Source organism: Mobilibacterium timonense (assembly GCF_900155555.1).
GTDB classification, from domain to species: domain Bacteria; phylum Bacillota; class Clostridia; order Peptostreptococcales; family Anaerovoracaceae; genus Allobaileyella; species Allobaileyella timonense.
The window spans coordinates 207942-231812 of record NZ_FUHN01000008.1 but is presented as its reverse complement, the minus strand read 5'-3'; the positions used below and the strand labels follow the sequence as shown (position 1 = coordinate 231812).

The window sequence follows — 23871 nt, the reverse complement described above, 5'->3', positions numbered from 1 at the left end:
GGCACAAGGGTGAACAAATATACTTTTTCGACGCAGTCCGGCAAGGCCTATTACTGCAACTCAATCCCGGGTTTTATCAAGGATAACTCGAGTTCGATCATCGGCCAGCTGGTTAAGCATTCCTTCGAAATCAACAAAGAGCAGTCCAATGCATGGGAAAATCAGGTAAGCGAGCTTCAGACGAGGCTGGAAGCCTGCGAGATGGAAGGCGACATCATCTTTGAGTACGACATAGTCAGGCTGGGAAAGAGGATCGACGTCATTCTGCTGATCCGCCACATGGTCTTTTCGCTGGAGTTCAAGAACGGAAAAAATGTTTTTACCGCACAGGACGCCCAGCAGGCCGAAGACTACGCACTTGACATAAAGAACTTTCACAAGGAATCGGAAAACCTATACGTGTGCCCGATCTTGATTGCCACCGATGCGAAACCGTACAAAAAGCACCAGTCTCTGGATTGCTATCCGGACAAGCAGGTTCATCTCCAGCGGGAAAACATCGAGACTGTGATCCCGAAAATTTCGCAGATCGTCGACCTGTACGGCGATGACGAGAGTATCGATTTTGACAAGTGGTTCAATTCTCCCTATTACCCAACCCCCACGATAATCGCTGCTGCGGTGGAGGCCTACAGTTCCCACAATCTCAGCGATATCGCCCAGTCAGAAGCGGGACAGACAAACATCGATAACTGCGAAGAGAAGATTTTCAGGCTGATCGATTACGCCAGGGAGAACAAGAAAAAGTGCATGTGCTTTGTCACGGGGGTTCCGGGGGCAGGAAAAACTCTCGTGGGCCTCGATGTAGTTGCGAAAAACATGGATCGCGGCGCTGGAAACTTGAGCGTGTATCTTTCTGGAAATGGCCCGCTGGTCAAGGTGCTTCGGGAGGCGCTCAAGAAAAGCGTGAAGGCAAGGAAGCAGCTTAACCGGGAAACGAAAACTGCGATAGAAGCCTTGATACAGAGCAGCTTCGCGTTTAAGAATGATAACGCATCACACAACATGCCCACGGCTGAACACATTTTGATCTTTGATGAAGCCCAGCGTGTGTGGAATCAGGGAAAAATGAAAAGAAAACACGCGGACAATCCCGCAATGGACGTGAGCGAGCCGCACCTGATAATCGATGTCATGGACAGGCACCAGGACTGGGCCGTGGTGATAGGTCTAGTTGGTCTGGGCCAGGACATTTATGACGGAGAGGTTGGAATTAACGAGTGGTTCAGGTGTGGTGTGGAGGACTTTCCGGGCTGGGAGATTTACTATTCACCGGACATCTTCAATCAGGTAGAAGACAAAAGCATCGACAGGGAGATGATTGAGAATTGCGCCCGTTGCCATCCGCTGAAGGATCTGCATTTGAAAACCTCTATCAGATCATTCAGGGCGGACAAGCAGTGCCGATTTGTGGATGCTCTTCTGGACAATGATCCCGTCAGTGCAGCAGAGACTTACAGGGAAATTTCAAAGAAATATCCAGTGTTTATCACGAGAGATTACGCCTCTGCAAAAAAATGGGCACGAGGACAGGTCCGGGGTTCTCAGCGGTGCGGCGTTCTGGCGTGCAGTGACGCCCAGAGGCTCAGGCCGGAGGGCATATATATCATCAAGAACATGGACGTTGAAAATTGGTTCTTGGCCTCAAGCGATGATCTCAGGTCCTCGAATGCTATGGAGGTGGTGGCCAGCGAGTTTGATGTTCAGGGACTGGAACTGGACTGGTCAGTCGTATGCTGGGATGCTGATCTCAGGCGAAACGAGAGCGGTGAGGGATGGAGATATTTCAACTTTAGAGGCAAGGACTGGCAAAGAAGGAAAAAACCGGAGCAACAGAGATACCTGGTGAATTCCTATCGCGTACTTCTGACCAGGGCCCGGCAGGGAATGGTGATCTTCGTTCCGAGGGGCGTCGACCCGGAAGAAGATCCAACCAGAAATCACAAGTTCTACGACGAAATTTATGATTATCTTAAATCTTGTGGAATTGAAGATCTCCCTCAACAGTGTTAGAATGACGCAATTCGTTGAGGGGAGGATAATATGCTGCTAAGTACGATATTTATTATTTTCATGCTCTGGGTGCTCTTCAAGGTGGCAGGCCTTGTCTTCCACGTTGTTGGGACTGTCCTTGGATTCTTCCTTGGGATGGTATTTTATTTGATACTTGGCGTGATCGCGGTGAGCCTGCTTGGATTTGCGATATTCGTATTGCCGGCGATCTTGATCGCGGGAGTGGCTTCGCTGCTGGCTGTGGCTCACCTGGTGAAATGAATTGAGAACACGATATTCTACTTGAAATAAATGATTATCTTTCACCCTGAGACATCATGATAAAGTTTACAGCTCCGGACGATCGTGTCGTCAGGTTGAATGATAAGTTGAATGATAAGTTGAGTGTGCAAACCCTTCAAAAGGTGTAAAATGTACTGCGAAGGCGCCGGGTGCTGTGGCAGTGCCGGGAGCCTTTTTTTCAGGAAACTTTTCGAAGAGGAGAAAAAAGTCATGACTAATAAAGAAAAAGCGATAGCGCTCCACGACAAGCGATACAACTGCGCTCAGGCGGTGCTTCTCTCCATGTGCGATGAGCTGGGAGTGGACCCGCAGACGGCCTTCAAGATGGCCGAGGGGTTCGGCCTCGGGATGGGCAGCATGGAGAACACCTGCGGCGCCCTGTCCGGCGCCATCATGCTGGCCGGCCTGAAGTACAGCGACGGGGACCTGGAGAGCCCGAAGACCAAGGCGTCCACGTACAAGCTGTGCAGGGATATGACAGAGGCTTTTAAGGAAAAGACTGGTGCGCTCGTCTGTAAGGATCTCAAGGGGATCGATACGGGAGTGGTCATCTGCAGCTGCCAGGACTGCATCAGGGCAGGCGTCGAGGTGGCCGAGGAGTTCCTGGGGCTGTAGAGTTTTCAGGTGTTGTAAAGCACCGCTTGCGCTGTAAAATACCATTTGCGGCGGCGCTGCAAGGGCCACTTGCTTGCCGCGCCCATATGAACCGCACGGCGGCGGCCATCGGGCTGATGCTGGTGATCATGGGACTTATGTGTCTGTTCATCAAGGCAAACTCCGTGGAATACGTGTACGCATCGGGGATGCTCCACGAAAACTTTTACCTGATCCCGGTCGGCTTCCTGATGATCTTCGCCGGTGCCGCGGAGATGGTGGTCACCGGGGTTGTCTCTTGGTCCAGGACCAGGAAAAAAGAAAATCCGATGGAAGGAGATCATCGATAAGCGTCATGGGACCGGGGTGAGAGAGGCGACGGCCTGTTCCTTCCCCTTAAGCATGTCCGGACAAGATTTTGGACACAAAAAAAATCACATTTTACGCTGTTTTTACACCTTTGGGTGAAGCAGCGTATTTTGTTTGTGTTACAATAGATAAACAGATAACGATAATTTGTGTTATGTCACAAAAACAATAAATCTGGTCACACGGAACAGCGGTTCCGGTGGGTAGTTCTATCGATTTGTTACCAACTGAACACCAAACAGATAAGCAATTATATTTTTCAACAAAACGGGTGTCATCATGAGCAAGAAGAGTAAAAAGCAAAAAACAACCGCCCAGAGAAAGAGAAAAAACGCACTTCTTAAAAGCGCAGCGACTGCCGGGGTGGTCATCGGCGGCACCACCATGTATGCGCAGGGGAACGTTGTTTATGGCGCTGAGTCGCAGACGGAGTCCGAAAGTCAGCTCTCAGAGAGCCTGATGGAATCGGCCTCGGATTCACGTACTGAATCCCTATCCGAATCTGACACCGACGAGACGGATTCCCTGTCGCTGTCACTTTCCCAGTCGGATCAGGAAGCGAATTCAATAAGCCAGTCCAACAGCGCCGTTGACAGCGAGGCGTACGAATCAGCTTCAGCCAGCACTGCCCAGTCCGACAGCGCTTCCCGCGCCGCATCAGACAGCAGCGTGCAGTCGGCATCCATGTCGACTTCGGCGAGCACCAACATGAGCGCTTCTGCGGCACAGTCTACAGCAGAGTCTGCAGCCACCAGCCAGTCCGTGTCGAACGTGAACTCCGAGCAGGACGAGCAGGACAAGGCCAGCCTTTCCGAGGCGGCCAGCCAGCTGGCTTCGGTGAGCGTCTCCCACAGGCAGGCAAGCGAGTCCGCCTCCGAGAGCGACTCCCTTTCCACGGCAGCCAGCGAGCAGCAGAGCAGGAGCCTTTCGGCTTCCGCAGAGGCCAGCACCAGTGCATCCCTGAGCCAGTCGCAGTCGGCCAGCGCCAGCGCCAGCGAGTCCGCATCGGCGTCCACCAGCAGGAGAATGATGAACGGATCAGTTTCAGCAGAGGCCAGTGCATCGGCCTCCGCATCAATGGAGGAATCGCTGGAGACCAGCGCCATCATTTCCGAGTCGCTGGAGGGATCCAGGCATCTCAGCCAGATGGACTCCGAGAGTACTTCAATGTCTGTATCCGAGAGCGAGAGCATGAGTGCATCGGCTTCCGCTTCCCGGTCTGTTTCGGCTGAAAAAAGCAGGTCGCAGAGCCTTTCCGCCTCAGCAAGCGCCAGTGCGTCGCAGTCCGCCTCGGAGTCGGCGTCCATAAGCGCCAGCACCTCCGCATCCATGAGCGAGGCCGCGGGAATTGAAAAAGTGACCAAGGTCAAGGTGTTCGAGGCTACATCCAACGGTACTATCAAGAATCTTGTCGGCACTCTCGACCTGGAGACTGGCGTGATCCACTGGACCGCCGTGTTCCAGGCGAAGGACGTAAACTCCTATTTCTGGTGGAGCAGCAACAAGTACCAGTACTTCGGCCTTTATCTCAATGTCATCGCCGGAGCGGGCTCCCAGGAGAACATCACCGTCACCGATGCATCGGGCAACACCTACACTCTGGAAGAAGGCCTTTACAACAACGAGGATTCATTCAGCAGGACCCAGTGGAGCCCATCTGGAGAGTTGAAGAAAACATCTCTCGGCTCCAACATAAACACTCTGGATTACACCGGAAGATACTGGGGCCAGAGCTATTCGACGACTGAAAAAATCGATGTTTCCGGCCCTGTCACCATCGAGTTCGACACGCAGCTCGGAGACTACGAGAACTGGGGCAAGACCATCGCCAATGTTGCGGTGAGCATCCAGGCCACATCAAGCACATCGGCATCACACTACAGCAGAAACGCCGGAGGATATACTGTTCATCCTACCGTTGGTGAAAGCACCAGCGCTGAAGGGACGAACAGGGGCGTTGTGGTGGTCTCATACAGCGGCAACTACACAGACGAGGCGAGGAACGTCAGCGAGCTGACTTCCATGTCTCAGTCCACGTCTGCCTCTGTTTCGAACAAGCAGAGTGCTTCGGCCTCCACGCGGGAGAGCCAGTCCCTTTCCAACTCGGAAAGCCGCTCCCTGAGCGCCAGCACCAGCACTTCTCTTTCCCAGAGCCAGAGCCACGCCAGCGCCTCGCAGAGCACGAGCAGATCCATTTCGCAGAGCATTTCCCAGCAGGCCTCCCGTTCAGCATCGGTGAGCAGGTCTCAGTCGGAAAAAGCATCTGAGCGTGAATCCCTGTCTCAGCGGGCGAGCGAGAGTGCTTCGAGGAGCATTGCCAGCGATGCCAGCGCCTCGGCCAGCGCCTCGATAGAGGCTTCTGAGTCTGACAGCGCCAGCAGGTCGGCATCGCAGAGCCTGTCTGAGGTATTGTCGCAGTCCGAAAGCGCGGCGTCTGAGTCCGCCTCCCAGAGCCGCAGCCTGGCGAGCGAGTCCGAAAGCGCGAGCACGAGCAAGTCGCTCAGCCTTTCGACGTCTGCATCTGAAAGCGAGAGCATAGCGTCCAGGAGCACTTCTCTGAGCGAAGCCTCCACAAGCGTGAGCAACAGCGTTTCCCAGAGGGATTCGGAAAACCAGTCTCTCAGCGAAAGCGCTTCAGTCTCTGCGTCCGAGAGTGCTTCGGCACAGGAGTCCAGCAGCACGAGTGCAAGCGAAAGCGGCAGCGAGAGCCTGAGCACAGTGATAAGCCAATCGATCAGCGCCAGCGAGAGCACCTCTGCATCCCAGAGCCTCAGCGCCAGCAGGTCGGATTCACTGTCGAGGAGCCAGAGCGAAAGGCTTTCTCAGAGCACCTCCGCCAGCACATCGGCGAGTGAAAGTGCGTCGACGTCCGCCAGCACCAGCGCGAGCACATCGACGAGCGCAAGCGAATCGGCATCGACAAGCGCGTCTTTGAGCGAGAGCGAGTCAACAAGCATAAAAGAATCCGAGTCGACGAGTGCGTCACTGAGCGGAAGCACGAGCGCATCTGAAAGCGCAAGTACATCGGCGAGTGAAAGTGAATCGACGTCCGTAAGCACCAGCGTGAGCACATCGACTAGCGCGAGTGAGTCCGAATCCGAGAGCGAATCAGTAAGCACAAGCGAGTCCGAATCCGAAAGCGAGTCGGAGTCAGAGAGCGAATCGATCAGCGCAAGTGAATCAGAGTCGACCAGCGCAAGTGAGTCCGAATCCACGAGCGCTAGCGAGTCTGAGAGTGAATCTATCAGCACAAGTGAATCGGAGTCGACCAGCGCAAGCGAGAGTGAATCGACAAGCAGCAGTGAGTCGGAGAGCGAATCGATCAGCGCAAGCGAATCCGAGTCGACGAGTGCAAGTGAGTCCGAATCCGAAAGCGAGTCGGAGTCAGAGAGCGAATCAGTAAGCGCAAGCGAATCAGAGTCGACCAGCGCTAGCGAGAGTGAATCAACTAGCACGAGCGAGGCGGAGAGTGAATCTATCAGCACAAGTGAATCAGAGTCGACCAGCGCCAGCGAGTCCGAATCAACTAGCACGAGCGAGTCAGAGAGCGAATCAATCAGCGCAAGTGAATCAGAGTCGACGAGTGCAAGTGAGTCTGAATCCGAAAGCGAGTCGGAGTCAGAGAGCGAATCGATAAGCACTAGTGAATCAGAGTCGACAAGCACTAGTGAGTCGGAGAGCGAATCGATCAGCGCAAGCGAATCCGAGTCGACGAGTGCAAGTGAGTCCGAATCCACGAGCACAAGTGAGTCAGAGAGCGAATCGATCAGCGCAAGTGAATCAGAGTCGACCAGCGCAAGTGAGTCCGAATCCACGAGCGCTAGCGAGTCTGAGAGTGAATCTATCAGCACAAGTGAATCGGAGTCGACCAGCGCAAGCGAGAGTGAATCGACAAGCAGCAGTGAGTCGGAGAGCGAATCGATCAGCGCAAGCGAATCAGAGTCGACGAGTGCAAGTGAGTCCGAATCCACGAGCGCTAGCGAGTCTGAGAGTGAATCTATCAGCACAAGTGAATCAGAGTCGACCAGCGCAAGTGAATCAGAGTCGACGAGTGCAAGTGAGTCCGAATCCACGAGTACAAGCGAGTCAGAGAGCGAATCGATCAGCGCAAGCGAATCCGAGTCGACGAGTGCAAGTGAGTCCGAATCCACGAGCGCTAGCGAGTCTGAGAGTGAATCTATCAGCACAAGTGAATCAGAGTCGACCAGCGCAAGTGAATCAGAGTCGACGAGTGCAAGTGAGTCCGAATCCACGAGTACAAGCGAGTCAGAGAGCGAATCGATCAGCGCAAGCGAATCCGAGTCGACGAGTGCAAGTGAGTCCGAATACACGAGCGCAAGTGAGTCAGAGAGCGAATCGATCAGCGCAAGTGAATCAGAGTCGACCAGCGCAAGTGAGAGTGAATCGGAGTCGACGAGTGCAAGTGAGTCCGAATCCACGAGCACAAGCGAGTCAGAGAGCGAATCGATCAGCGCAAGCGAATCCGAGTCGACGAGTGCAAGTGAGTCCGAATCCACGAGCGCAAGTGAGTCAGAGAGCGAATCGATCAGCGCAAGTGAATCAGAGTCGACCAGCGCAAGTGAGTCCGAATCCACGAGCGCTAGCGAGTCTGAGAGTGAATCTATCAGCACAAGTGAATCGGAGTCGACGAGTGCAAGTGAGTCCGAATCCACGAGCACTAGCGAGTCTGAGAGTGAATCTATCAGCACAAGTGAATCGGAGTCGACCAGCGCAAGTGAGTCTGAATCGACAAGCACCAGTGAGTCAGAGAGCGAATCAGTAAGCACAAGTGAATCCGAATCGATAAGTGCAAGCGAGTCCGAATCGACTAGCGCAAGCGAGAGTGAATCCACTAGCACAAGTGAGTCAGAGAGCGAATCGATCAGCGCAAGTGAATCAGAGTCGACCAGCGCAAGTGAGTCCGAGTCAGAAAGTGAGTCAGTAAGCACAAGCGAATCAGAGTCGACCAGCGCAAGTGAGTCCGAATCAGAAAGCGAGTCAGTAAGCACAAGCGAATCAGAGTCGACTAGCGCAAGTGAGTCCGAATCAGAAAGCGAGTCAGTAAGCGCAAGTGAATCCGAATCGACAAGCGAATCAGAGAGTGAATCTGAGTCTATCAGTACTAGCGCGTCAGAATCCGAAAGCGAATCTGAGAGCGAATCTGTAAGTACGAGCGAGAGCGAGTCGACAAGTGTAAGTGAATCCGAGTCGACAAGCGTAAGCGAATCTGCTTCAACGAGCACTTCACTGAGCGTAAGTACGAGCGAATCCGAAAGTGTCAGCACATCGACAAGCGAGAGCACTTCGACATCAGCTAGCACCAGCGAGAGCATATCGACAAGCGCAAGTGAATCCGCTTCGACGAGCGCTTCACTGAGTGGAAGCACAAGTGCATCCGAAAGTGCCAGCACGTCTGCAAGCGAAAGCGCTTCGACATCCGCTAGCACCAGCGCAAGCACTTCGACAAGCGCAAGTGAATCCGCTTCGACGAGCGCTTCACTGAGTGGAAGCACAAGTGCATCCGAAAGTGCCAGCACGTCTGCAAGCGAAAGCGCTTCGACATCCGCTAGCACCAGCGCAAGCACTTCGACAAGCGTAAGCGAATCCGCTTCAGCGAGCGCTTCACTGAGTGGAAGCACAAGTGCATCCGAAAGTGCCAGCACATCAGCAAGCGAGAGCGCTTCGACATCCGCTAGCACCAGCGAGAGCACATCGATGAGCGAAAGCGAATCCGCTTCAACGAGCGCTTCACTGAGTGGAAGCACAAGTGCATCCGAAAGTGCCAGCACGTCTGCAAGCGAAAGCGCTTCGACATCCGCTAGCACCAGCGAGAGCACATCGACTAGCGTAAGTGAATCCACCTCGGCCAGCGCATCGACTTCGGAAAGCGGATCCGCACGTAGCGCAAGCGAGTCCGCATCGACTTCGGAAAGCGAATCCGCACGTAGCGCAAGCGAGTCCGCATCGACAAGCGAGAGTGCGTCGATATCGGAGTCAGAATCGGCAAGGAGTGCAAGCGAGTCGGCCAGCATCAGCGGATCAGGATCGGCCTCCACAAGCCAGTCGGCATCGGCCGCAGAGAGCCAGAGCGCGTCAGCCAGCGCGAGTGCCAGCGCATCCACATCTGCTGCCGCAGCGGCAACAGTCACAGCAACGACAGCAGCTGTGACAACGGCCGCAGCCACGGCAGCGCCTGCAGGTGCGATCACCGCAGCCGCAGCCCCGGCAGCAGGGAGCACCCTGGTGACCATCAGCCGCTCTGAGACTCCGGCCGGACTCCAGTCGCTCGCGACCGAACAGTCAACGGCTAGCCAGAGGGCAAGCTCCAGCGACAGCGCAAGCGCAGCTGCCAGCGAGAGCAAGTCGGCTTCCGCATCTACAGCGGCTTCAGAGTCCGAGACCGAGAACAGCAACAGCATCTCAGAGAGCATCAGCATGTCGGTCGAGGATTCCCTCAGCGCATCCTCAAGTAACAGGATGAGCAACGGAACGGGAGCGTCAGCGGATAACGGTGAGGTCAGCGCATCCAGGACAGCCGGCGCGGCATCGAGCGAGTCACAGGCATCGCCGGAAGAACTGGAGGATCTGAACAACGTCGTGCCTCTCAAAGTATTAAAGTAAAGGCCGTCGAATTAAATATGAGCAATACCCGGGCTTAGGTCATAGATCGACTTGCTGACTGACGCTGAGTGTTGCTCATTTTTTTCGATAGTCTTAAAATAGACGAAGTGGCGCAGTGCTTTTCTGGAAAAAGAAAAAGCGTACATGTGGCAGATCGAACAATGCGGTGCCGCGTATGAGAACACGCCTCGTGCCGGGCCTCGGTGCCACGGGATCCGTTCGTCATAACAGGAAGGAAACCAGTAATGGGGAGCAGCAAGACCCACGAACTGAGAAACAGAATATTATTTACGGTTTTTATGCTTGCCGTGTACCTGCTCGGAAAAAGCATTTTACTGTACGGCGTCGACACCAGCGACCGGTCAGGCATGAATGGCCAGTACATGGTGACCATGATGTTCAGCGGCGACAGGTATCACAACACACTGATGGCTCTGGGCATCATGCCGTATATCAACGCATCCCTGCTGGTGCAGATCATCACGGCCTTCAGGAGCTCCGATGCCAGGGCGAAGATATCCAAGCAGAGGAGCGACAGGTGGATGTTCATAACGACCGTCGTCATCGCCGCATTCATGGCCGTGATCCAGTCGGCGGACGTCAGCCTTTTGCCAGGCGCAGGTCCGGAGACCATTGTGAGGGGAGTGGTCATGCTGGAGATGTTCGCAGGAGCCATGATCACGTATTTCCTCTGCATGAAAAACGAAGATCTCGGCGTCGGTGCGTCCATGCCGATCATTCTGGTGAACATCTTGACCAGTCTGGCCGGGAGCATAAGCGCCAACCATTTTTTCAGGTATCCGAGGCTCATGGTGGTGTGTGCCGTGGTCGTTGCGGCAACGGTCTTCATGGAAAACTCCATCATCAAGATACCTCTGCAGAGGGTGTCCATCCACAACATACACGCCGATCAGAACTACATGGCCTACAAGCGGAATCCTGTCGGCATCATGCCGGTGATGTTCGCCACGGTGGCCTTTGTGATCCCAAGGTATTTCGTCCGCATGCTGACGCTGATCTTCCCTGAGAACGTCAGGCTGGCCGAGATCCGTAAGGACATGGTGATGACTAAACCGGAGGGGATAGCCATATACCTGGTGATCGTGGTCGTGCTGTCGGTAGCCTTTTCCTTCATCATGCTGAACCCGATGGAGAGCGCAAGGCAGCTCCAGAGAAATGGAGACAGCATCATAGGTGTATATGCAGGGGAAAAGACGAAAAAGTATCTTGTGAGCCTTGTGTGGCGGCTCAGCCTGGTAAGCGGCCTGCTGCAGGCGGCGGGCATGGCCCTTTCGCTCATCATGGTCCTGAGGGGCGAGGTGTCCCTGCCGCTGGCGATGATGCCATCCTCGGCGATGATACTGGTGAGCATCATCTGCAGTACCGCCCAGGAGATCGCCTCCTACCGCCGGTACGACGCGTATAAATTCTTTTTCTAGCACAGGAATCGAGGAGCACGTATGCAGTATTTCATCCCTGCCTGGTATCAGAAGGATGACTGGAAAGAGGAAGAGCAGGTCTGGTACAGATCCAGATCCGTAACGGAATTCGATGATACCGTAAAGCAGGTGCAGCTTTTTTTCAGGAAAAAAGTGGCGCCGTTCAAGATGCTGATACTCGGGTTCACCCCGAATTTCCGGCATTTTCTCCACCGCCAGGGGGTGTACCACGCCCCGTACTGGTCCTGCTTCGACGCCATGCAGGGCATAGAGAGCCAGGACATGCAGGTGTTTTCCTTCAGGGATCTGGACTGGCCGGAGGGAGTTGAGTTCATATATTCGCCGTTCGCGGTGATAGTCAATAAAGATGGAAAAAAATACGCTCAGGTGGAGTTCGCCGAGGACGGAAACGTGTTCAGGGTGGACATGTTCGACGGCGAAAAGACCTGCAGCAACATTTACGACGACAGGGGCTTCATCTCCTGTCAGGTGGTCTACAAAAAAGGCATTTCTTTTCGCGAACAGTATTTCGACGAGGCGGGAAACTGGCGATTCGCCAGGTTCCTGAAGGACGGCCATGTGGTGATCAACCCGGAGCGCGCCTGGTTTTACGGTAACGACGGGGAAAAGATCCCTTACAGAAAGGAAAGATACGGTAATATCGAGGAGATGATCGAGGAGGTCCTGAGAAAACACCTGGAGGACGTTTGGCAAGAGGATATTTTCATAGCTGCTATGGATCCGCTCCACTCCGGGATATTGCTCAGGGCGTTCAGAGAACACAAGCTGGTGCTGTCCTTTTTCGGCCGCCGCATGGAAGAGCACGGCATCGGAGAGACCGACAGCCAGCTCCTCAAGTATGCGGACTATATAGTGGCAGATAAGAAGGAGACGGCTGACAGGATCAGGAAACATCCAGAAGCCGGGGGCGTTAAGCTGAAGGTGATCACCCCTTACGATTCCAGGGTAGAGTTCGGCATCAGCCAGCAGCTCAGGGTGCAGAACATCATGGTCGCTGTGGACGGCGTTGAAGATCAACTGTTCGACGATATGGCCGCGGCCCTCGGAGCGTACATACAGAACGTGAACAGTCGGGCCAGGGTCTGCCTCTTCACCAGATCAGCGGGCTACAGCGCCAGGAGAAATCTCATGGAAAAGAGCAGGAGAGCCCTTGAGAAGGCCGGCCTCGATCCTGAACTGGCGGGAGACGACAAGGGTGTTTCCGAGAACCTCATAGATTCCGTGGGACAGGTGCGCTCTGTGTTCTCCGTGGCCCAGTGCGTGGACGAGATGTCCGTGAGCAGAACGTTGAGAGAACAGCGCCTGGTGGTGGATCTCCAGCAGATCCCTGACCAGTTTCTTCAGATCGCTGCAATGAGTATGGGGATACCACAGATAACGGCGATGGAGACTGATTATATGAAGGACGGCAGGAACGGACTGGTGATAAGAGACATAGTGGATCTGCCGGATGCGCTGGATACTTATCTGAGCAGCATCGCCAACTACAACAAAGCCCAGATCGCGTCCTACGACCTGGGAGACCAGTTCACCACGGACAAGCTGGTAAAGGCCTGGAAGGAGGTGCTTCAGAGCGTTGAAGATAACAGCACTGCAGCTGGGCAGAACTGATTTTTCCCAGAGGTTCGAGATCTGCCCTGAGGCTGAATGGAATTACGAGCCGGAGCTCTCCGTGAAGGACCCGGAGTACGACATAGCGATAATAGACAGGGTCCTTTCAGACGAAGAGTCGGACATACTCGCGAGGATCGTGAGGGCCCACTGCCTTTTCGTGCTGAGTGATGTTCCGGTTTCAGAAAAAATGAAGTTTCTCATCAGGAGCCGCTGCGGCAAGAAGCTCATGGGAAAAGACCTGGAGACCTTCCTCCGTGACTGGCTCCCGAATTACTACGGCAGGCCGTACGGGGAGAAATTCGACTCTCACAGCATGAGCATATCTCCGGATTTTCGCGGAAGCATCTGCTGGCACGGATACACCGAGGCGGTCCTGAAGGGGGACTTCGGAGATGGCTTCAAACAGATAGTCTTCTGGAAGGGGAACATCCCGGTGGAAAAAAACCAGGCCATAGACTTCTGGCTCGAGTACAGGAAAGAAGGAGCCATTGAGATCCGGATGGAGATCATCCAGTTCGTCAGCGGAAGCGTGTCTTCTGTTCAAGATACCTGGACTTTCACAGAGGAAGACATGAAAAAGCCGGTGACCATCGAGGGCCGGGAGGCAGGCCCGGTGTTCGTGTGCCTCCATGCGAGGGGCAGAGGAACTCTGAGGATAACGTCTCTCCACGACCGCTGGTCTCGCCGGGGCGTTGGTACTTTTTTCCCGGGAAGCCGCCGCATGGTGACGAGCGACAGAGAGGAGATCTTCGCCTACATGGACCCGGGGGACCTGAAGCCGCCGCTGTGCGTGTATTTCTCGGGGTATAAGACTATGGAGGGATTCGAGGGATACCGCATGATGAGGAGGATGGGGTGTCCGTTCATCCTGGTGAGCGAGGCCAGGCTTGAGGGAGGTGCCTTCTATCTGGGCTCTCAGGAATACGAGGACAAACTCAGGAACTATATTCTGGAATGCATGAATAACCTGGGATTCAACAACGACCAGGTGATCTTCTCAGGGCTCTCCATGGGCACCTTCGGGGCCCTTTACTACGGCACCATGATAAGGCCGGCCTATCTGATAGTCGGCAAGCCGCTGGTGAGCCTGGGGAACATGGCCGAAGCCGAGCGGCTCAGCCGTCCGGGCGGGTTCCCGACCTCTCTGGACGTCATGTGGAAGCAGTACGGAGGCCTGGATCAGGAGGCCATAGACAAGATGAATCAACGATTCTGGGAACGGTTCGACAAGACCGACTGGTCGGGGCGGACAATGTGTGCGGCGTACATGATCGAGGACGACTACGACATGACGGCCTATCAGCAGCTCCTTTCACGGGTAAAGGGAAAGGGTGCCAGGGTCATCGGCCGGGGCCTTCACGGCAGGCACAACGACGACACCTCGGGAATCGTGGGCTGGTTCCTGAGACAGTACAACAGGATCCTGCGGGATGAATACGACAGGAAGCAGAACTGAAATGACAGAACGCATCAAGCATTGGAAAATATACTGGAACGAGTTCGTCAACGACGCATACCTCTATGGGTCTGAGATCACGTTCCACAGCAGGGAGGACGTGGAGTTCAGGAACCAGCTCATGCCTCCCGGGACCGTCATCAAGACCTGGTATTCAAGGGTGAATTATCAGGCGGGGCGCATCGAGCCTTCTCTGCCTATAATCGATGGAGAGGGACGGTATCACGTCTCTGCTGACATCGAGTGCGACGTGCCGGAAGGGATCCTTCTGAGGTTCGTCTTCCGTGGAAAAAACGGAGAAGAGGCAGGGCAGGTGATCATGGACGGCGCTGAGATGGATCTCCGATGCCCGCTCAAGGCCTACAGCTATGAGGCCCAGCTCATCTGCGCCGGCGCCCATCATTTCCGGTTCCACTCCATCACCATTACAGAAAGAACGGATCAGTCATGAAAGACAGACGCATATACAAGATCCTGGAAAAAGTAAAGTCTCTTGAAGGCACCATGAGGTCCATGACGGACGAGGATCTCCAGGGGATGACGGCAAAGCTGAAGGCTCAGCTCAAGGACGGGAAGACCACGGATCAGATCCTTCCGGAGGCCTATGCGGCCATGTGTGAGGCGGACAGGCGTATACTGGGGACCATGCCATACGACGTCCAGATACTGGGGGCGATAGCGCTCCACAAGGGTTATCTGGCGGAGATGTTCACAGGAGAGGGGAAGACCCTCATGGCGACGCTGCCGCTCTATCTCAATGCCCTGACGGGAAAGAGCACCATACTGGTCACCGCCAACGAGTACCTTGCCTCCAGAGATGCCGACGACCTGAGACCCGTTTTCAGCTTCATGGGCCTCACTGAGCGGGCGGGAGTTCCCCGGGAACCTGGAGAACCCCTGACGAACGCACAGAAAAAAGAAAACTACGCCGCGGACATCCTGTATACCACACACAGTATCCTGGCCTTCGACTACCTGCTGAACAACCTGGTGGACAGGGCGGAGGACAGGTTCCTCAGGGAATTCTGCTTCGTGATAATCGACGAGGCTGATTCAGTCCTCCTGGACGGGGCCCAGATGCCTCTGGTGATATCGGGATCCCCGAGGGTCCAGTCCAACCTCTATGCCATGACCGACTTTTTCGTGACCACCCTCAAGGAGGACAGGGACTACGAGAAGGAAGACAAGTCAGTGTGGCTCACCGACCGGGGAGTGGAATACGCGGAGCGGTTCTTCGGGATATCGGACTTCTACGCCCACGAGAACTTCGAGATCAACCGCCATGTGACACTGGCCCTGAGGGCGCACGTCCTTTTCGAGAAACAGAGCGACTACATGCTCTCCGACGACGGGGAGATCGTCCTGCTGGACAACAGCACCGGCCGCAGCCTTCCGGGGATGAAGCTCCGGGGAGGCGCACACCAGGCCCTGGAGGAAAAGGAGCACGTGAAGCTCTCCCAGGAGCAGCGCTCGGTGGCATCGATCACATACCAGAACCTGTTCCTCATGTTCCCGAAGATGTGCGGCATGAGCGGCACGATCTCCGACGCGAAGAGAGAGCTTTTTGACGTTTATCACAAGCTGGTGTTCGTGGTCCCTCCGAGGAAAAAAGTGCAGCGGGTGGACCGGAAGGACCGGTTCTTCGCATCCGCTCAGGAGCAGTTCGAGGCGGCTCTCGAGGAGACCCTCACGCGACACCGCGCGGGACAGCCCGTCCTCGTGGTGACCGCCACCATACAGGACACGCAGATCTTTTCCAGGATGCTCGTGGACCACAAGGTGCCGCACAGCGTGCTCAACGCCAACAACGCGTACTGGGAGGCCGAGATCATAGCCGAGGCGGGCCAGATGAACGCGGTCACGGTATCCACCGGAATGGCGGGCCGCGGCACCGACATCAGGCTCCAGGATGGAGTACAGGAGCTCGGGGGCCTTGCGGTGATAGGTATCGGAAGGATGGAGAACCTGCGCCTCGAGCGGCAGGCCAGAGGCCGGGCGGGCCGTCAGGGAGATCCCGGTTCCAGCCAGTTCTTCGTCTCTCTTGAAGACGAGGTGGTCACGGCCATGACCGGGGAAAAGACTGCTCCGTACATCGACGGTGAGCGGCACATTTCCCAGGGAAAGCTGCGGCGGCTGATCAACGGCGCCCAGAAGACAATGGTGGAGCAGAGCGTTTCTTCCAGAGAGCAGTCCGTCCGCTACGACAAGATCCTCCGCCGCCAGCGTGAGATCCTGTACGGGGCAAGGGACAGGCTGCTGGACAGGGACACCATCCAGAAGGACGTGGTCAGGAGACTCATCATCGATGACCTCAGGATCTTCATGGACGAAAACCCGAAGCTCACCCACGGCGAGCTCACCCGGTTCGCTCTTGACAACCTCACCTATGAACTGGATCCGGAAAAGCTTCCCGAACCGGGGCGCTCCAGGTCCGACAGGCAGAGGCTGCTGGAGCGTCTTGAAAACTACGCCGACGAGCTGTACGACAGGAAGACGGCGATGTTCAAGGATGAGGAGCAGCTTCAGGAGTACCTCAGGCAGTGCATCCTGAATGCCCTTGACGACTGCTGGATCGACGAGGTGGACTACCTGCAGCAGCTCCAGTACGCCATAACCACGAGGGGCACGGCCCAGCGGAACCCTATTTTCGAGTACAGCCGCGAGGCCTACCAGTCTTTCGGGGACATGAAGAAGACCATGAAGAAGAAGATCGTCAGGAACTTCTTCCTGGGCGACCCGCAAACTGGAAAAGACGGCAGGATGAATATTGTATTTCCTTAGGAATTAAGGAGCCTTCATATGATATACAACTTTGATCTTGGGATCGGGTGGGCCTCCAGCGGGGTGGAATACGCCCAGCTGTACCGCTGCCGGATCTTCCGGGAGCTGGGGGAGCCGGCCCGGTTCGTTTTTACGGACATGTTCCCCCAGGAGAACATCCAGCATTACACGAGCAACCTGGGGTTCCGGGATGATGAGGTGATCTGGCTGTATACATTCTTTACTGACCAGAAGATCGCTCCGGTGACATACACGCTGGAGGACTTCGAAAAGACCCTGGCGGATCAGGACTTTCGATTTAACAGGACGGGCAGGACTGGCCGGCTGGTGTTCAACGGCGGCGGGGACTTCTGCACCCTGTATTTCGTGGATGAGAACTGCAACCGTCTGCACAGGGTGGAATACGTGTCAGGAGGCTTTCTCATAAGGAAGGACTACTTCACGAGAGGCAGACTGTATACTGAATACTATGCGCCGCTGGACGGGAAGGCCCATCTGTACATGAGGAGATTTTTCAACACCGACGGGACCACGGCCTACGAAGAGTACCTCGACGGGCAGGAGCCGGTGTATCGCTTCCCTGACGAGATCCTCTTTTCCAAGGAAGAGCTGGTGGGATACATGACCCGCCGGATGAACATGACCGGTGACGATGTGGCGATCATCGACAGGACGACCGGGATCGGCCAGGCGATCCTTGAAAACTGCGGTGACGCACGGACCGGGATCGTTGTACACGCCGACCACTACAGCGCCGGGAACACCACGGACGACTATATACTGTGGAACAACTACTACGAGTATTCCTTCAGGATGTACAGGCATATCAGCTTTTTCATCACGTCCACGGACGCCCAGAGGGATCTCATGAGGGAGCAGTTCCTGAAATACGTGGGGGAGGCGCCCGCGATCTGCACCATCCCGGTGGGAAGCCTGGAAAAGCTCACGTATCCGGAGACCGGCGCGGGGACTTGCGAAGGTCGGAGGCCTTTTTCCATCGTCACAGCGTCGCGGCTTGCCTCGGAAAAGCACCTCGACTGGGTCATCAGGGCCTGCGTCATTGCCCGGGAGAAGTTCCCGGAGCTGACACTCGACATATACGGTGCCGGCGGTGAGTACAACAGCCTGCGCGATCTTATCAAGGAAAACCAGGCCGGAGGGTACATCCGCCTCATGGGTCAGCATGACATGTCGGACGTCTACAGGAATTACGAGCTGTATCTCTCCGGATCCACAAGCGAGGGATTCGGCCTCAGCCTCATGGAGGCGGTGGGCAGCGGTCTGCCGATCATCGGATTCGACGTGCCATACGGCGATCCGACGTTCATCAGCGATGGGGAGAACGGATATCTGATCCCTGTGACCGACGAAATGTCGGTGAACGATCACGTGGAGGCCCTGGCGCGGGCCGTGGAGAAGTTCTTCACTCATTCTGGGGACGGCCGCAGGGCTTTCCGGGAAAAGTCCTATCAGGTGGCTTCGGAGTATCTGACGGAAAAGGTGATGAGGAGATGGGAGAGGCTTTTAGCTGGAGAAATATAGAGATGGAAAAGGGCCGCGAGCAGGGCGTGCTTCTGCTGGACCACTACGACGAGCTGGCGGACGCGCTGAAAAAGTCCTTTCGCCTTGCGGGCTTTTCCGGCCCGGTGTTCGTGATCTCGGGCGGCGGCTTTCTGCCGGATGACGTGATGTCGGTGTACCAGTGGTTTTCAGAGGAGGCCGATGAGGCTCAGGCTCCCTGGAGTTCGGCGGATCCATCCGGAAGGAGCTATGCCCTGAACCACGCAGGATGGACTCCGGGAAAAGCCCGGTTTTTCGACCAGATCGAGTGCCCGGAGTACTGGGAGATCAGCGGGAGCTCGGCCTCGGGAGAGGTGAAGGATCTCCACCGCCTGCGGGGAAAGATCTTCTATTCCGAAGAGCAGGGCCATCGCCTGGTGAGCGACGTGGACTGGCTCGGCGAGAACGGCATGGTGGCCTTCACCGACCACTACGACCGCCAGGGGTACATATATTCCAGAACGGTCTTCAACAGGAGCGGAAAAAAGTTCTGCCGTTCCTGGTTCGACCGGCGCGGTAGGGAGCGTATAGTGGAGAACTTCGTCACAGGCGACATAATCGTCAGCGGCTGGGGCGAGGGCGAAAAGACACGTCTTTTCAAGGGCCTCCCGGCCATGGCCGCCGCAATGCTTCGGGAAGCCGGCCTGGAAGGCAGCACCTTTTTCTATAACTCTCTGTCGGTGCCCCTTTTCGTGACTGAAGACCTGAAAAGGCCAGCCGGTACCGATGGCACCGATAGCGGCATAGGCGGCAGAGCTGGCAGAGGCGGCATAGGCGGCAGACGCGGCAACATCCTATTCTGGCAGGAGGGCCCCCGTGACGACATCCCCGGGAACATGCGCATGATCCTGGAGGGACGCTCGAAGACGGATCTCATCATCGTCCAGAACAGGGAGAGCTGTAACAGGCTGATGGAACTCTGCGTGGCCGACGGCCTCCTGGACCCGGGTGCATCCGACCCGCGGCGCGTGCCGGGCTCGCCGGAGTGCATGCTGCGCCCGATGGGTTTCGCCTACGATCTCAGGAGGAAAAACCGCTATTCTAAGAACATCCTCATCTGCACCAACTCGGACCAGATCAGGGATCTGGACACCCTGGTCACGGAGTTCCCTGATCTGACGTTCCACATCGCGGCGGTGACGGAGATGTCGAGCCGCCTGATGGCTTTCGGAAAATACCCGAACGTCAGGCTCTATCCCGTCGCCTGGGAGTCTAAGGTCCGCCAGCTCATGGACAGGTGCGACATCTACCTTGACATCAATCACGGCGGCGAGATCCTGTCATCGGTGAAGGAGGCCTTCCTGAACGATCAGCTGATCCTGGCCTTCAGGAACACGATGCACCGCAGGGCCTTCACCGGGGAGGAGAACGTTTTTCAGGAAAAAGGTGCGCTCTGCGCCGCTCTCCGGCAGGTGGCGGATCACCCGGAAAAGATGGATGAGCGTCTCGAGCTGCAGCGGCGGGGGGCCATGGCGGAGAAGGCTGAGGCGTACCGGGCGCTGATTCGCTGACGGCGCGGCATCTGGAGACATGAGGCGGTCGCCGCACAGGCAGCACCTGCGAGATGGAGATTCGAAAACCGGAATTCGGAAGCCGGGATTCGAGAGTCGAAAAAAGAAACTGGAGATTATTATGATAAAAGCATGTATTTTCGATCTTGACGGTACTCTGACAAGGACTCAGGCGTCCATCGCCAGACCCATCAACATGACGCTGAAGTACTACGGACTGCCGGAGCAGCCCGTGGAAAAGTTCAACTATTTTGCGGGTGACGGGATCAAGAACGCCCTGGAGAGGGCGCTCATCGCGTCCGGAGACGCCGGCGCCTCACATCTGGAGGATGGGCTCCCGATGTGCAGGAAGTGGATGGACGAGGATCCACTGTACCAGGTGGAGCCGTATCCCCACGTGGTTGATTCGCTGCACGAGCTGAAGCGCAGGGGGATAAAGCTGGCGGTCTTTTCCAACAAGCCTCACAACAGCGCGATAAACGTCGTCGAGACCATTTTCGGAAAAGGCATCTTCGATCACGTCCAGGGCCAGACCGACAGGATCCCGATCAAGCCGGACCCGACGGGGGTATTCGAGATCCTGGGCATCTTCGGCGTGAAGAAGTCTGAAGCCCTGTACTTCGGCGACACCAACACCGATATGATGACAGGTCACAACGCAGGACTCTTCACGGTTGGGGTCACCTGGGGCTTCAGGCCGAGAAAAGAGCTGGAGGACTACCACGCAGACATGATCATCGATTCCGCCGCGGACTTCCCGGCCGTGGTGGACAAGGTGAACAAATCAGTTTTCCAGTAAAAGAGGCGTTTTATCGGCGTTCCGGCCAGCCCCTACACTTGTGCCAGCACTAGCTCTAGTTCTCGTGCCCGTGCCAGACATCGCCCCCAGAGCCCACGACCCGTGAATAACAAAAAGGCATCTGTACCCTCGCAATTTCATCAAATGAATAAAAGCGAAGGGTACAGATGCCCGCATCATTTTACTAAGCGTTATGATCGATCATCAACTACGCCGGTCACATCAGCTACTCCGATTGCCTAAGCTGCGCCGATTGCCTCAGCTGCGCCCGTCACCGCCGCCGCGAATCCTTGATCGCTCTGTCCATCTTCCGCGCGGCGTCTTTTTTAGCGATGGATTCTCGCTTGTCGTAGTTTTTCTTGCCCCTGGCCAGGCCGATCTCCACCTTGGCACGGCCGTCCTCGTTGATGTACATGGAAAGGGGCACTATGGTGAGGCTCGGGTTCTTTGTCTGGCCCATGAGCTTCATTATCTGCTTTTTGTGGAGAAGGAGCTTTCGCGGCCGCAGCGGTTCCACGTTGTAGCGGTTGCCCTGCTCATACGGGGAAATGTGCATGCCGTATATTATCAGCTCGCCGTTTTCCACCTTTGCAAAACTCTCCTTGATGCTGACCTTGCCTGCCCGCACCGATTTTATCTCCGTGCCGGTGAGAACTATCCCGGCCTCGTAAGTCTCTTCTATGAAATAATCGTGGCGTGCCTTTTTGTTAGCCGCCACGAGCTTTCTTCCTTTTTTTGCCATGATGCGCTCCTGCTGCAGGGATCTCCTACAGCTTCGTTATCTGGTTGAACGGATACAGCCGGACCACCGCCCGGCCCTTGATGGCAGAGGCCGCGACTGTGCCGACCTCACTGCTGCGGCTGTCCACACTGACTACACGGTTGTCTCCCATTACAAAATACTGCCCATCGGGGACGGTATAGTCGTAGATCTCGCCCGGAGTGTAACCGTCCTTAAGGTACGGCTCGTCGTATTCCTTGCCGTTGATGTAGACCTTGCCGTCGGTGATCGTGAGCGTGTCTCCCGGAAGGCCGATGACACGTTTTATCAGCAGCTTTTCCCGGCCGCGGTCATCCAGCAGCTGAGACTGGAAAATGATGATATCCCCCCGCTGAGGCTGATGATGAACGTACGCGCGTTTGTACATTATCAGGTAGTCGTTGGGGTTCAGCGTCGGCTGCATCGATGTCTGTTTCACGATGGTAGGCCTTATGAAAAAGAGTATCGCCGCCGCGATGATAGCGGCTATCAGGATATCTTTCAATAGGCTTACTGTGACCGATGGCGGTCTCTTCTGTGTTGTCGTGCTGGGATCACTCATTTATCTGTTTCCTTATCTGTCTTTCCTTTTTGTAAATTCTGCTTTTTTCCTGCCACGGTAATCTGCGCCTGGATCGTCCGGCTCCCGATACCTGTCCGATCGCCCGGCTCGCCTGCCCTTCACAGGACCGGCATCTCCTTTTTCCAGGAACCCAAGGACCCTCTGAAAACCCGGCGGCAGAGGCGCCGTGAACTCCCGGCCCTCCAGGTACTCCAGCGGTTCCGTGCAATCGCAGAACTCCAGCCTCGCGCTGTGGAGGAGCTGGGTGGAGAGCCCGGTGGCCTCCTTGAGTCTGCGGTCGAAGCCTGCGGATGCCCTGGTCTGGTATTTGAAGTCCCCGGCCAGAGGGTGGCCGATGGACGCCAGGTGGGCCCTGATCTGGTGGGTCCGGCCGGTCTCCAGGCGGATCTCCAGCAGGGTGGAATCGGAAAAGTGCTTTACCGGCGTGACTACGGTCCGTATGTTCCGGGAGCCGTCCGGATTTACATGCCCTCTGAGGCCGGAGAGATCTGCAGAGCCCTTCGCATCCCGGTCCGTGTCGGGAGAACCGCCGGCGCAGGCGGGATCAGAGGCTTTTTTTACCTGGACACCCGAGACCTTCACCCGGTTCTGCTCCTCGTTCTTGGTGAGGGCGCCTTCCAGTATGATCGGCTCCGGGATGTTCCCGAAGGCCACGGTCTCGTAGTACTTGTGGATGCCTCCGTTCCGGATCATGGCGTTCAGTGCACGGAGAGAAGAGGCGTTCTTCCCGAAGAGGACCAGCCCGGTGGTGTTCCTGTCGAGCCTGTTGGCGGGAGCAGGGGAAAAAGTACGCGAGCCCCGCGGGTCGTACTGTCCGGTCTCGATGAGGTAGTCCAGGACCTGGTTGGCGAGATGGTTCTTTTTCTCGTGGCTGTCGCCGTGGGTCAGCAGCCCGAAGGGCTTGTCCGCGATGAGGATGTTCTCGTCTTCGTATATGATCTTGAAGTTCCTGCGGGCCTTCCGGGAATTTGCGTTGCCCGGCCGCCCTCCGCGGCGGGTCCCGGCGCCGGCCTTACCGGTATCGCCGGTGAGCTGTTCCAGCGTGGCGTCTCCAATGTACAGCGTCAGCGTATCCCCGGCCTGGAGAATGTATTCCTTCTTCTCCCGGCGTCCGTTGACCTTCACGTCCTTCCGGATGATCTTGTAGATGGATCCGAGGCCGGCGCCGGACAGGTATCTCCGGAGGAAGCGGTCAAGCCTCTGGCCGCCGTCGTCAGGCCCGATGGTAAATTCTTTCATAATATATGCAAAGTCCGATATATCGATCGTCGTGTTTGATGCTTCTGCTGGCGGCACGGGCCGGTCACGCATGACCGGAAAAGATCCGGCAACATATCGTCCCTTTTTCCGGGGCGGGCCACAACACAGCGTGGCGCCGCCGGCACGGAGGCCGCAATCGTCTGTAAATTCTATCACTAGTGGCGCAGCATTGCAAATTCAAGGCTTAGAGAGTTTGCAAAGAATTTGC

20 protein-coding genes are annotated in these 23871 nt (G+C 56.0%); 13 read left to right on the top strand and 7 right to left on the bottom strand.

Going from position 1 to position 23871, the window contains the following annotated elements; genetic code table 11:
• The first annotated feature begins 9 nt into the window (after positions 1 to 9).
• The 4 genes from BQ7382_RS07080 (at position 10) to BQ7382_RS07065 (ending at position 3239) form a co-directional block, all read left to right on the top strand.
• A complete protein-coding gene (locus BQ7382_RS07080) occupies positions 10 to 2013 on the top strand; it encodes a DNA/RNA helicase domain-containing protein (RefSeq protein WP_077391423.1) in 2004 nt (667 codons plus the stop codon).
• A gap of 30 nt (positions 2014 to 2043) precedes the next feature.
• Positions 2044 to 2274 carry a hypothetical protein gene (locus tag BQ7382_RS07075; protein WP_077391422.1) on the top strand — a complete coding sequence of 77 codons (231 nt, stop codon included), beginning with the start codon at positions 2044 to 2046 and terminating at the stop codon, positions 2272 to 2274.
• Positions 2275 to 2505: 231 nt separating this feature from the next.
• Positions 2506 to 2910, top strand: coding sequence for a C-GCAxxG-C-C family protein (locus tag BQ7382_RS07070; RefSeq protein ID WP_077391849.1), 405 nt, complete (start codon positions 2506 to 2508; stop codon positions 2908 to 2910).
• An 86-nt stretch (positions 2911 to 2996) separates the two neighbouring features.
• Entirely contained in the window at positions 2997 to 3239 is a 243-nt protein-coding gene (locus BQ7382_RS07065; protein ID WP_077391421.1) for a DUF3955 domain-containing protein, read from the top strand.
• A 570-nt stretch (positions 3240 to 3809) separates the two neighbouring features.
• On the opposite strand, the gene BQ7382_RS09730 is transcribed toward BQ7382_RS07065, so the two are convergent.
• The 4 genes from BQ7382_RS09730 to BQ7382_RS09760 form a co-directional block, all read right to left on the bottom strand.
• The gene (locus BQ7382_RS09730; RefSeq protein ID WP_159437258.1) at positions 3810 to 4661 is read right to left on the bottom strand and encodes a hypothetical protein; all 852 of its coding nucleotides are present in this window, start codon (positions 4659 to 4661) and stop codon (positions 3810 to 3812) included.
• 624 nt (positions 4662 to 5285) lie between these two features.
• Positions 5286 to 5453, bottom strand: a complete 168-nt coding sequence (locus tag BQ7382_RS09770; RefSeq protein ID WP_159437257.1) for a hypothetical protein — start codon at positions 5451 to 5453, stop codon at positions 5286 to 5288.
• Between the two features lie 87 nt (positions 5454 to 5540).
• A complete protein-coding gene (locus BQ7382_RS09765; protein WP_077391418.1) occupies positions 5541 to 6011 on the bottom strand; it encodes a hypothetical protein in 471 nt (156 codons plus the stop codon).
• Positions 6012 to 6080: 69 nt separating this feature from the next.
• Positions 6081 to 9677, bottom strand: coding sequence for a hypothetical protein (locus BQ7382_RS09760; RefSeq protein WP_205408173.1), 3597 nt, complete (start codon positions 9675 to 9677; stop codon positions 6081 to 6083).
• Positions 9678 to 9693: 16 nt separating this feature from the next.
• On the opposite strand from BQ7382_RS09760, the gene BQ7382_RS09755 reads away from it, so the two are divergent.
• From BQ7382_RS09755 to BQ7382_RS07000, 9 genes are all read left to right on the top strand, one after another.
• Entirely contained in the window at positions 9694 to 9879 is a 186-nt protein-coding gene (locus tag BQ7382_RS09755; protein ID WP_077391416.1) for a hypothetical protein, read from the top strand.
• Positions 9880 to 10124: 245 nt separating this feature from the next.
• Positions 10125 to 11318 carry a hypothetical protein gene (locus tag BQ7382_RS07035; RefSeq protein WP_077391415.1) on the top strand — a complete coding sequence of 398 codons (1194 nt, stop codon included), beginning with the start codon at positions 10125 to 10127 and terminating at the stop codon, positions 11316 to 11318.
• A gap of 21 nt (positions 11319 to 11339) precedes the next feature.
• Positions 11340 to 12950: an accessory Sec system protein Asp1 gene (asp1, locus tag BQ7382_RS07030; RefSeq protein ID WP_077391414.1), complete on the top strand. Its 1611-nt coding sequence runs from the start codon at positions 11340 to 11342 to the stop codon at positions 12948 to 12950.
• Positions 12916 to 14409, top strand: coding sequence for an accessory Sec system protein Asp2 (gene asp2 / locus BQ7382_RS07025; RefSeq protein WP_077391413.1), 1494 nt, complete (start codon positions 12916 to 12918; stop codon positions 14407 to 14409). The genes asp1 and asp2 overlap by 35 nt, the downstream gene beginning before the upstream one ends.
• Position 14410: 1 nt before the next feature.
• Entirely contained in the window at positions 14411 to 14860 is a 450-nt protein-coding gene (gene asp3, locus BQ7382_RS07020) for an accessory Sec system protein Asp3 (RefSeq protein WP_077391412.1), read from the top strand.
• The gene (secA2, locus tag BQ7382_RS07015; protein ID WP_077391411.1) at positions 14857 to 17190 is read left to right on the top strand and encodes an accessory Sec system translocase SecA2; all 2334 of its coding nucleotides are present in this window, start codon (positions 14857 to 14859) and stop codon (positions 17188 to 17190) included. The genes asp3 and secA2 overlap by 4 nt, the downstream gene beginning before the upstream one ends.
• A gap of 18 nt (positions 17191 to 17208) precedes the next feature.
• Positions 17209 to 18732, top strand: coding sequence for an accessory Sec system glycosyltransferase GtfA (gene gtfA / locus BQ7382_RS07010; protein WP_077391410.1), 1524 nt, complete (start codon positions 17209 to 17211; stop codon positions 18730 to 18732).
• Entirely contained in the window at positions 18702 to 20261 is a 1560-nt protein-coding gene (locus BQ7382_RS07005) for a glycosyltransferase family protein (RefSeq protein ID WP_144082104.1), read from the top strand. The genes gtfA and BQ7382_RS07005 overlap by 31 nt, the downstream gene beginning before the upstream one ends.
• 121 nt (positions 20262 to 20382) lie before the next feature.
• A complete protein-coding gene (locus BQ7382_RS07000) occupies positions 20383 to 21060 on the top strand; it encodes an HAD family hydrolase (RefSeq protein ID WP_077391408.1) in 678 nt (225 codons plus the stop codon).
• A 271-nt stretch (positions 21061 to 21331) separates the two neighbouring features.
• Here BQ7382_RS07000 and smpB read toward each other — a convergent pair whose 3' ends face one another.
• The 3 genes from smpB to BQ7382_RS06985 are packed head-to-tail and all read right to left on the bottom strand — an operon-like array spanning position 21332 to position 23642.
• The gene (smpB, locus tag BQ7382_RS06995) at positions 21332 to 21802 is read right to left on the bottom strand and encodes an SsrA-binding protein SmpB (RefSeq protein WP_077391407.1); all 471 of its coding nucleotides are present in this window, start codon (positions 21800 to 21802) and stop codon (positions 21332 to 21334) included.
• A 25-nt stretch (positions 21803 to 21827) separates the two neighbouring features.
• Positions 21828 to 22382, bottom strand: a complete 555-nt coding sequence (gene lepB, locus BQ7382_RS06990) for a signal peptidase I (RefSeq protein WP_077391406.1) — start codon at positions 22380 to 22382, stop codon at positions 21828 to 21830.
• Between the two features lie 12 nt (positions 22383 to 22394).
• Positions 22395 to 23642 (bottom strand): RluA family pseudouridine synthase, encoded by a 1248-nt coding sequence (locus tag BQ7382_RS06985; RefSeq protein ID WP_159437256.1) that lies wholly within the window; start codon positions 23640 to 23642, stop codon positions 22395 to 22397.
• Positions 23643 to 23871: the final 229 nt, after the last annotated feature.